Origin of the sequence: Thalassomonas actiniarum, assembly GCF_000948975.2 — a bacterium.
Classification (GTDB): domain Bacteria; phylum Pseudomonadota; class Gammaproteobacteria; order Enterobacterales; family Alteromonadaceae; genus Thalassomonas; species Thalassomonas actiniarum.
On sequence record NZ_CP059735.1, the window covers coordinates 3,473,119 to 3,483,788 of the forward strand.

The window sequence follows — 10,670 nt, forward strand, 5'->3', positions numbered from 1 at the left end:
ACTGCGCTAGCACAGGAAAATAACAATAAGGTCGACACATGGCAGCAACAGGTGAATTAAAAAAACTCAAAATCGAGCCCTATACCAAATTGGACTACAGTGCCAAGGCGGACTGCGGCGATTTTATTGCCATGTTCAACCCCAACACCTATAAGCAAAAATATGAGGTGGAATACCAGCCGGTCCAGGGACAAGGCACTACCGGAAGTACCCAGAAATTCGGCAAAATAAAGCCTCAGGAATACAGCTTCGACTTTGTCTTCGACGGCACCGGCGTCTCCTCGGATAAAAAAGAAGTCGCCGATGAAATCGAACATTTCCTGGTGGTCACCGGCAAAAACAACGGCGATATTCACCGCCCCCATTACCTCAAGATTTCCTGGGGCTCGCTGATCTCCAAATGCGTACTCAAATCCGCCGATATCAGCTATAACCTGTTCCGCCCCGACGGCAAGCCGCTGCGGGCAAAAGTCACCGCCACCTTTGCCGAGAATATCGACGATGCCCTGCGGGTAGCCGAAGAAGGCAATAACTCCCCGGACTTAACCCATGTGCGCACGGTACACCAGGGAGATACCCTGCCGCTGATGACCTACCGTATCTATGGCGACAGTAAATATTACCTGGCGGTGGCCAAGGCCAATAACATTACCAACTTTCGGCATCTGCAAGTAGGACGCTCAATTTACTTTCCACCGCTGAATCAAAAGGCAGGCAAATGAGCGACGAACGTGTCATCCCCCTGCCGGACTTTGGCGATCTCGCCAGCTTCACGGTAAAAGTAGACGGCGCCGAGCTTAGCCCGGAGACCCATGTCGCCAATATCATTATCCGCAAAGAATACAACAAGATAGCCAATGCAACCTTAGTAGTGCTTGACGGCGACGCCGCCCAGCAGGACTTTGCCGAAAGCAATTCCGATATTTTCATCCCGGGTAAGGAAGTGGAAGTGCTTGCCGGTTATCACTCGGATGAAGCCCAGGTGTTTAAGGGACTTATCATCAGCCAGGGGCTTAAAGTCAGAAAAAACAAACCGGCGCAGCTGATCGTCGAATGTAAAGATAAAGCCATTCATATGACGGGGGCACGCAACAGCCGCTATTTTAGTGAGATGAAAGACAGCGAGATCATCGAGGAGCTCTCCGGCGCCTACGGCGTAGAAACCGATATTGAAGCCACCGACATCAGCCACAAGGAAATGGTGCAGTACAATTGCACCGACTGGGACTTTATCCTCACCCGCGCCGAAGCCAACAGCAAGCTGGTGACCACAGACGACGGCAAACTAACAGTTGCAGGCGCCGACCTCGGCCAGGAGCCGGTATTAAGCCTGAATTACGGCTCTACCTTAATGGAATTTGAAGCCTCGATGGACGCCCGCAACCAGATCCCGGCCAGCAAAAGCGAATCATGGGACTACGCCAGCCAGGAAATCATCGAAGAAGAAGGCTCAGATCCCGGCCTGAACGAAGCCGGCAACCTCAGCGCCGCAGACCTTGCCAAAGTACTGGAATACGACAGCCTCAACCTCAAACATACCGGTAAAGTTGCCGATCAGGAGTTGAAATCCTGGTCTGATGCGAGGATTTACCGCAGCCGATTGGCCAAAACCCTGGGGCGCGCCCGTTGCCAGGGCTTTGGCGAAATAAAACCCGGCACACTGGTGGAATTCTCCGGAGTCGGCGACCGCTTTAACGGCAAGCACCTGATCACCGCCATCCGCCACCAGATTAACACCGACAACTGGACTTCGGATATCGGCTTTGGCATGCCCGTCAACTGGTTTGCCGATAAGCTCGATATCATGGAACGACCCGCTTCCGCCCTGCTGCCCGGCGTTCGTGGCCTGCAAATCGGCATCTGCAAACAAATCGGCGAAGACCCCGACGGCGAAGACAGGATTTTGATCACTCTGCCGATCATCAATCCCGACGGCGACGGCGTCTGGGCACGTATATCCACGTTAGATGCCGGTGATAACCGCGGCTCTTTTTTCCGCCCGGAGATAGACGACGAGGTACTGGTGGGCTTTCTCAATGACGATCCCCGCGATCCTATCGTGCTGGGCATGCTCAACAGCAGTTCGAAGCCTGCGCCGCTGACCGGCAGCGACGACAACCATGAAAAAGGCTGGGTGACCCGCAGCGAAATGAAAATGATCTTTGACGACGATAAAGTCAGCTACACCCTGGAAACCCCCAAGGGCAACAAAGTCGTGCTCAGTGAAGACAGCGGCAGCATTTTAGTGGAAGACGAAAACGGCAATAAGATGGAAATGACCTCGGACGGCATTTTGATAGACAGCCCCGGGGATATCAATATCAAGGCCGCCGGTGATGTCAACATCGAAGGTACAAACTGCAATATCAAGGCATCGGCAGAATTTAAAGCCGAAGGCGGCGCGGGGGCGGAAATGAGTACCAGCGCCATTGCCGTAGTGAAAGGTTCATTGGTGCAAATAAACTAGCTTAACGCTTAAACCTATAAGGTAAAAAGGAGAAGAAATGCCAGCAGCAGCCACAGCCAGGAGAGAGCGAGATGTTTCATCCCACGGTGGTAATGGGACCAAGTGCCCATTACTAACGGTCATTTAAGGAGGTAGTATGCCAGCAGCAGCCAGAGTCGGCGATGTTTCAACCCACGGCGGTACTATCGTCGGACCGGGAGAAGCGACCGTGCTTATCGGCAAAATGCCCGCCGCCGTGCTCGGAGACACGCACGTCTGCCCTATTCCGCCACCGCCGCATATTCCGGTGACGCCGCTGGTGTTATCAAGCGCGACTGTGCTTATCGGCGGTAAACCCGCGGTGCGTGTCGGCGATACCTGCATCTGCGGCGCATCGGCGGCCATAGGCGAACCGACAGTGATAATAGGCTGATTTAGGGACAAGCATGAGTGAAGAAAATCCTTTCTTAGGCACAGGCTGGGGTTTCCCACCAACCTTTACCAAAGATACCCGCTCGGTAGGCATGACCAGTGGCGTGGAAGATATTAATAAAAGCCTGGAAATCTTACTCTCCACTTCTTTGGGGGAGCGTATCATGCACCCGACTTATGGCTGCAACCTTAAGGATTATTTATTCGAGCCGTTGGATCAGTCGCTGGACGCATTTTTAAAAGACCTGATCAAAACCGCCATTTTATATTTTGAACCGAGAATTTTGCTGGAAAAAATCAGCCTGGAGCCGGTATCCCTTGAAGGCCGGGTCACCATCACCCTGGATTACCGGGTACGCAGCACTAATTCCCGTTATAACTTTGTATTACCGTTTTATCTCAATGAAGGCGCGACAGCGCCGTAACCGGGAAGCAACTTATATGAAAACAGAGCGCCGATGGACATAGAGATCTGCAAGACAAAAAATCCCCTGGTAAGGGACGGCACCAGCCAGCAGCAGAGGTGGCTCAAACAGCTGCACCCGCGCTATGCCCGCATCGACGACAGATCCATGGCAGACCTGCTTAATTTCGCCAACCACTATAGTCGCGAATTACAGTATTACGACAATCAGGACCAAACCGACGGCGATTGGCACGCCTTTTTTGACTCAGATCTCGCCTGTATTATCGCCACCGTAGCCAACAAGGACAACAACGACTACAAGGTACTGCTGTACCAGCTCAAAAGCTATTTAAATGAAGAGTCCCCCGCCGAAATGATATTAGCATCAGGCGTACTGGAAATCCTGATCAAATTGACCTTCCAGCTGGCTTATGAAATCAATGACTGGGCGATAAAAGCACAAAACGATGGCGGCTTTAAACAGCACCTGCACCGACTGATCACCTCAGAACTGGCGCTGAGTCTGACTGAAACCGTCAACAGCTACAATGCCTTGTTAGAGCTACCGCCACCTGAGGAAGAGGCAAGCCCGCATCAGCTGCCTTCATTCCACTTTAACGCAGAGAAAGTACATCACCAGGTTTTCTCGGCGCTGTGGAAAAACGCCGCCAATGACAATACAGAGCATCAGTGGCAAAGCTTAAGCGACCGATTTATCATCCCTGAGTTTGCCCCGCAGCCGGGTGAACCGCTGAGCCCGGAGCAAAAAGCCCTGATAACGGCAAGCTCAATCAGCCTGGCAGCTGCGGCGCAGCTGTTTTTACAGGCACAAAACCAGTTGATCAAGGCCGCCCCCGGCTACCTGTTTCATCTCATTCACCATAACGAAAACCATAAACCCCATATTGCCCTGTTTATCGCCTTTACCCGGCTGTATAAATTTGCCCAGATCCATATCAACTCACTGACAGGAAAACATCTAGATCATTATTACCGGGATATTCTCGGCTTTAGCCCGCATGGGGCAACCAAAGACCGGGTACACCTGCTGTTTGAGCTGGCAAAATCCCCCAAACACCACAAGCTCGAACAAGGCACCTTGTTTAACGCCGGCTTTGACGGCGACGGCAAGCCGGTTCATTACGCCCTAAACAATGAGCTGGTAGTCAACAAGGCCAGCATCAAAGAAAGCGGCGATATCAAATCTGTTTTTATCGATAACGGCCCGGGTATGGTGGTATTCAGCGCTGCGGTAGCAAACTCCAGCGACGGTAAAGGCAAAGCCTTCACCAACCCTGAGCCGAGATGGAAACCCTTTGGCCAAAGCCAGCTTGTTAACGGTGAATTAAAAAGCCCGGAGATCAGAACCGGCGAAGTGGCTAAGTTAGGTTTTGCCATCAGCTCACCGCTGCTGGACTTACGTGAAGGTGAGCGCACCATCAACTTGAAGCTGTACGGGACTATGCCAAGCCCCCAGACAAACCCGATCACCTTAAGCCCTGAGCTTATCAAAGTGAACTTAAGCGGTGAAAAACAGTGGATTGAGGCGAAAATCAGTTCCTTTTTACAAAAAAGCGATCATCTGGAACTAACGGTCAAACTCTCCGTAGACCAAGCTGCGGTAACCCCTTTTGATGCGCAAATACTTCCCGAGCGAAACTACCAAAGCCGCTTTCCCGTGATGCAGGTCATACTGCGCCATGACAGTGAAGCACCTGAGCCTGAAGCCGCTCAGGAAAACCCTGATCAGAAAAACCAAGGCCTGCAAGATACAAAACAGCAAAACCAGGCAAGTGCTGACCAAAACAAAATCTTTGCCTACCAAACCCTTAAAGAGATACAACTCACGGGTTTGATATTAGACGTCACGGTAACCGGCATTAAAAACCTGATCGTGCAAAGTGATCTGGGCGTACTTGACGGCAACAAGCCATTTCTGCCTTTTGGCCCCAAACCGGTATTGGCGGGTGCCTTTTATATCGGTTGTGACGAAGCCTTTCGAAAACCCGTCACCTCAGTGTCAATAACGGCCAGCTGGCAAGGAGCTCCCGCAAGTTTTACCGAACATTATCAAGCCTATTATGACGATATCTTGCCCGCCCAACCTGCCAAGGATGCCTCTGCAACATCCGGGAATAGCACAGTTATCATCACTGAGGCTATCGAGCCGGAAGCAAAAATCAATGAACAAAATATCAAGGCCAAGATCAGTGTCTTAAAAAATTACGCCTGGCAAGAAAAACAATCAGAACTGGTTTTATTCAATAAGGCCAGTGCAAACGCTAGCGGGCAGGAAGCCGAACTGCCCCAATACGGCCTGAGTGTTGAGCTCAAAGCAGATACCGCCACTAACGAGCCGCTGATGCCGCAAGCCCCGGCCCTTGATAAGCTGACAAACTTTAATAACACTCTGGCGCAGGGCTTTATTAGATTGTCCGTTAATGGCCCGCTTGATGTCCTGGGGCATAAACGATACTCCCGGGTTTATTCAAAACGCGTTATCCAGCAAATAAACCACCCTGAGCTGACCCTGATCCCCAACGAACCCTATACACCCGTGTTGCAGGATATCAGCCTCAACTATCAGGCAAAAATATCTGCTGCCGTGAACCAGCTGGGAGCAGAAACCGAGCTAAGTCTCTATCACATATATCCCTTTGGCAGCACTTTAGCCAAACCGGACAGTTCAGCATCCACCAGCACAGCAACAACAGCAAGCCTGGTGCCGCTGATGCCCATGTTTGTCACCGAAGAAGACGGCCTGTTAAAACAAAACCGCGGCGAAATGTATATCGGCTTATCCGATACCCGCTTACCGCAACTGGTTACCCTGTTTTTCCAGCTGGCCGAAGGCAGCGCCGATCCCAGGTTCAATAAAGAAACCATCCACTGGTCGGTATTAACGGACAATCAATGGCAGGCATTAACCGCCAAAGAAGTGATCACCGACAGCACCAACGCCTTTAATACCTCAGGCATAGTAACCATCACCCTGCCCGGCGAGGTAAACGATAACAACACCTTGCTGCCGCCGGGTAAAGTCTGGCTCAGAGCGGCGGTATTAGAGCAGCCGACGGCGGTGTGCGATCTGATCACTATCGCCACCCAGGCCGGTGAAGCCTCGTTCAGCAATGACAACAATCATCAGGATTTTCTAGCCAGCCCTTTACCGGCGAACACCATAAGCAAGCTTAAGGTTAAACAATCCGCCATCAAAGGCATCAGCCAACCTTACTCCGCCGTTGAAGGCAAAGCCGGAGAAAATAACAACCGCTTTAATACCCGGGTTGCCGAGCGGCTAAGACACAAAGACAGGGCTATCACCCTCTGGGATTATGAACGTCTGGTGCTGCAAGCTTTTGATGATATCTACAAGGCTAAATGTATCAACCACAGCTGCTACCTTTATCCTAAAGAAAACCCCAAAGAGAGTCCCAAAGGCAGCCAGACGTTAATGACCTCAGAGTTTGCCCCCGGCTATGTCACGGTAATTGTCATCGCCTCATTAAATAATAAAAACGCCATAGACCCGCTTGAGCCCCGGGCTAGCCTGGACAAACTGGATAAGATCAAAAGCTTTTTGCAGCAGCGCATGACCCCCTGGGCGGCAGAGAAGTTACGTGTACTCAACCCTATGTATGAGGCGATACAACTGGAATTTAATGTCACCTTCCGCAGCGGTTTTGATCCCGGGCTGTATACCGAAACCCTCAATCAAGACCTGATAGCATTTTTATCCCCCTGGGCCTTTGATAGCAACAACAAGACCGAGATTCATTTCGGCGGCAAAATTCACAGATCGGTGCTGGTCAATTTTATCGAACAGAGAGAGTACGTCGATTACCTGACCGAAGTAAAAATGCACCAGCATCTCGAACCGCCCCCAGGCACTCCGGCAATGGATGCCACCAGCTATTACGATATCGAGCAAGCAACGCCGGGCAGCGCCCGATCTATTTTTGTCTCCCATAAAAAGCACCTCATCACCGCGGGAGGAAGTTGTAAATGACCCTAGACGCCAGTATCGACAAATTCCCCGAGTTCTGCGCCAGTAAAGACTATGAATATTTGCGCAGCAAAGGTATCGGCTATATCCAGGCATTAGCAGCCAATCAGTGGACAGATCATAATATCCATGATCCCGGCATCACCTTATTGGAAATGCTCAGTTATGCCATCACAGATCTCGGCTATAAAACCGACTATGCCATCGAAGACATACTGGCAGAGCGCTCTGTTACCGATACTAAATTAGCAACAGAGTCAGGTTTGAACGGCGAAAACCCGGCCGCAAGTCAGCACAGCTATTTCACCCCAAGGGAAATCCTGCCGTGCAAGGCCCTGACAATAAACGACTGGCGTAAGGTCATTATTGATGTGCCGCTGATCCACAATGCCAGGCTTGATTTATTACGCCAGTCTCAACCCGCCATTTACCGCGATGAAGAGAACTCTGAGCTCAGCTATACCCCGCCTGCCGGCAGTACGGACGAAGAAAAGACAGCCAGCAGGCTAAATATCCAGGGACTGTACCAGGTCAAACTGGAATTTGAAAACCAGGGCCCGCTGGGGGATCTTAACTGCTGGCGCTATCAATTTACCCTGGCCCCCAGCAACTTAAAAACGATAACCCTGCATTTTGAGCCTGCCTGGCCGGTGTTTTTTGAAAATGCCCTGAACGTCGATGAATTTGAGCACCTGTATTTTGATGATTTTACCTCCATCAGCGATTCAGCGGTTTATGTTAGCTGCTTTACTTTAAGCGGCAATGGCCTGGATATCCCCATTGAAGTACATATCGAATCGCCGCTGGAAAAAACCGAGGAAAACAAAAAGTTTATAGAACCAAGATTGCTCGATCGCCTTGACGACATCCGTGCCTATCTACAGGCACGCATCAAGCAGTGTTGTAAAACCGCCCGGCAGGTAAAACAGCGATTGCACCTGCAACGCCCCCTGTGTGAAGACTTTGTCCGCTTTACTACCAGCGAGATTGAAGAAATTGGCATCTGTACCGATATCGAAATCCGCCCGGACGTGGATATTCACCAGGTGCTGGCCAATATCTATTATGTGCTGGAAAACTTTATCACCCCAAGGGTCACCTTCTATTCCCTTGAAGAAATGCAGCAAATGGCCATCCCCCTTGACCACATTTTTAACGGCCCGCTACTCCAGCACGGCTTTATCAAGGACGACGACTTACTTGCCTGCCAGCACAAAACCGTGATCCATATCTCAGATGTCATGCGCGAACTGATGGCCATTGACGGCATTATCGCCATCAGAAAACTGCAATTAAGCAAGTTTTTCCGCGGCCTGCTGTTAAACGACGGCGAACACTGGTGCCTGCCGATCACAAACAACCGCGGCATCAGCTTTAACGTCGACAAATCGAAAATCGTGCTGTACAAAGGGTTAATTCCCTACCAGGCAGACGGCCCGGAGACTCAGGCCCTGCTGGAAGACTTAAGGGCGCTCAATTCAAGGTCAAGACTTCAGGCCAAACCCTATGATGTCACCCAGCCTGCTGGACAGGATCAGCAATTGGGCCTTTATCACAGTATCCAGGACAGTTTTTCTCAGGTGTACGGCATAGGCAAAGAAGGTCTGCCGCCATCGGCCAGCAAGCAGCGCCATGCCCAGGCAAAACAACTTAAAGGCTTTTTAACGGTAATGGATCAGATCCTGGCCAATTATTGCGCCCAGCTGGCCAACCTGAAACATTTGTTCAGTTTAAACCCCGACATTAAACGCAGCTATTTCTCCCAGCTGCTGTTTTCTTTACCTGTCACCTATAAACTCAGCCAAAGGGTACTCGATACCCTGGCTGATAACGGCTTAAGCCAAGACAAACTGGATAAGCTAACTCCACTCAAAGGCGACCCAGGCCAGGAGCAGGACACCTTTGAAGCCCAAATACAGGCACTTCCCGGAGACCCCTTAACAGAGCAGGAGCTTAGCCTGGTACTGGATTTAGCTAAAATCCCGCAAATCAAGGTGCCCAACCTGCCAAACGGCGCCAGCCTGGTGCGTGAATTTGTCAAGCAGCACCAGGGGGAGCAAACCATCGACTGGAATAAACCCGCCAGTTACCAAAACCAGTGGCAGCAATATTTACTGACCGTAAAAGAGCACCGCTGGCAAACCATGTGCGAGCGTGACCACGCCCTGGAGTCGGCACAAACCTACCAGGCACGCAAAAACCGTTTTCTCGATCACCTGCTGGCGCGTTTTGGCGAGCAGTTTACCGATTATGTCCTGCTCAGCACTCAGCTTGACGGCGTCAAGGCCGCCGATGACATCATCCGGGATAAGATCGCCTTTTTACAGGAACTGCCGGTATTAAGCGCAGAGCGCGGCCAGGGCTTTAATTACCTGCAACCACCTTCGGGAGAAAATGTCAGCGGGCTGGAAAAACGCGCTTCGCGCCTGGCAGGCATAGACAACTGGCAACGAAAGAGCCTGTTGCCGGATTATGAAAAAATATTTGCTACCTATCCGGAAATCGACGATGACGATATCGAAGAAACCCGCTTCCATTTACAAGATCCCAACCCGGCCCCCGGGCAGGACGCCTGTATTTTATTTCACAGCACCAAACATTATACCGATCTCGACACCCTGGAGCAGGCAATGGCATCCGCCTTATACAGCGGCCTGGAGCAGAAAAACTATAAAATCGACATCAATGTTCACCAGGAATACTTCTTCTGTCTGCTCGATCAGGACAAGGATATTATCGCCGTTCATAAAAAGTATTACCGCTACCGCTTTGAGGTGGAACAGGTCATCGACTACACCATAGCCGTACTGAAAAATAAGGAAGCGGTATTTGAGGGTTTCCATCTTATCGAGCATACCCTGCTCAGGCCTTTTGCCCCAGAAATGCCGTCAAAGAAAGCCCAAGGCTTACCTTTGCCTGCCTGCTCTGAGGATGACATCAAACTGTTTAAGGTTTCCCTGAATGAAGACTGCTCCCCCGGCTATCAGGATCCCTACTCATTCAGGGTCACCGCCGTTGTTCCCTGCTGGCTCAGGCGTTTTGCCAGCCTGGACTTCAGGCGCTTTTTCGAACAAACCCTGCGTCAGGAAACACCGGCCCATATCCATATTAAAATCTGCTGGGTTGATCAAGAAACCATGGCAGCGTTTGAACCGGCCTTTTTTAACTGGCTCGAACAAAAACGCCACGGGATATTCAGCCATGGCGAGTTGTTTTGCCAAAATCATGACCTGATAGTCGCCCAAAACAAACTGATGACCGAGATGGAAAAACTCAACAGCCATTATCCGCAAAGCCGTTTGTTTATGTGCAACCAGGATGAGACTCACCGGCCTATCGTTTTAAACCACTCACAATTAGGTGAAGAGGAAGGAAAATAA

General features: G+C 50.8%; 6 protein-coding genes. All 6 read left to right on the top strand.

From position 1 onward, the window contains the following. Positions 1-38 precede the first annotated feature (38 nt). Positions 39-722, top strand: a complete 684-nt coding sequence (locus tag SG35_RS15245) for a CIS tube protein (RefSeq protein WP_044834911.1) — start codon at positions 39-41, stop codon at positions 720-722. Next, positions 719-2,467: a type VI secretion system tip protein VgrG gene (vgrG, locus tag SG35_RS15250; protein ID WP_044834910.1), complete on the top strand. Its 1,749-nt coding sequence runs from the start codon at positions 719-721 to the stop codon at positions 2,465-2,467. The genes SG35_RS15245 and vgrG overlap by 4 nt, the downstream gene beginning before the upstream one ends. Before the next feature lie 136 nt (positions 2,468-2,603). Then, the gene (locus SG35_RS15255) at positions 2,604-2,879 is read left to right on the top strand and encodes a PAAR domain-containing protein (RefSeq protein ID WP_044834909.1); all 276 of its coding nucleotides are present in this window, start codon (positions 2,604-2,606) and stop codon (positions 2,877-2,879) included. A gap of 13 nt (positions 2,880-2,892) precedes the next feature. Then, a complete protein-coding gene (locus SG35_RS15260) occupies positions 2,893-3,303 on the top strand; it encodes a GPW/gp25 family protein (protein ID WP_044834908.1) in 411 nt (136 codons plus the stop codon). A 33-nt stretch (positions 3,304-3,336) separates the two neighbouring features. Next, positions 3,337-7,293 (top strand): baseplate J/gp47 family protein, encoded by a 3,957-nt coding sequence (locus SG35_RS15265; RefSeq protein WP_044834907.1) that lies wholly within the window; start codon positions 3,337-3,339, stop codon positions 7,291-7,293. Further along, a complete protein-coding gene (locus SG35_RS15270; RefSeq protein ID WP_044834906.1) occupies positions 7,290-10,670 on the top strand; it encodes a hypothetical protein in 3,381 nt (1,126 codons plus the stop codon). Before SG35_RS15265 ends, SG35_RS15270 begins: the two co-directional genes overlap by 4 nt.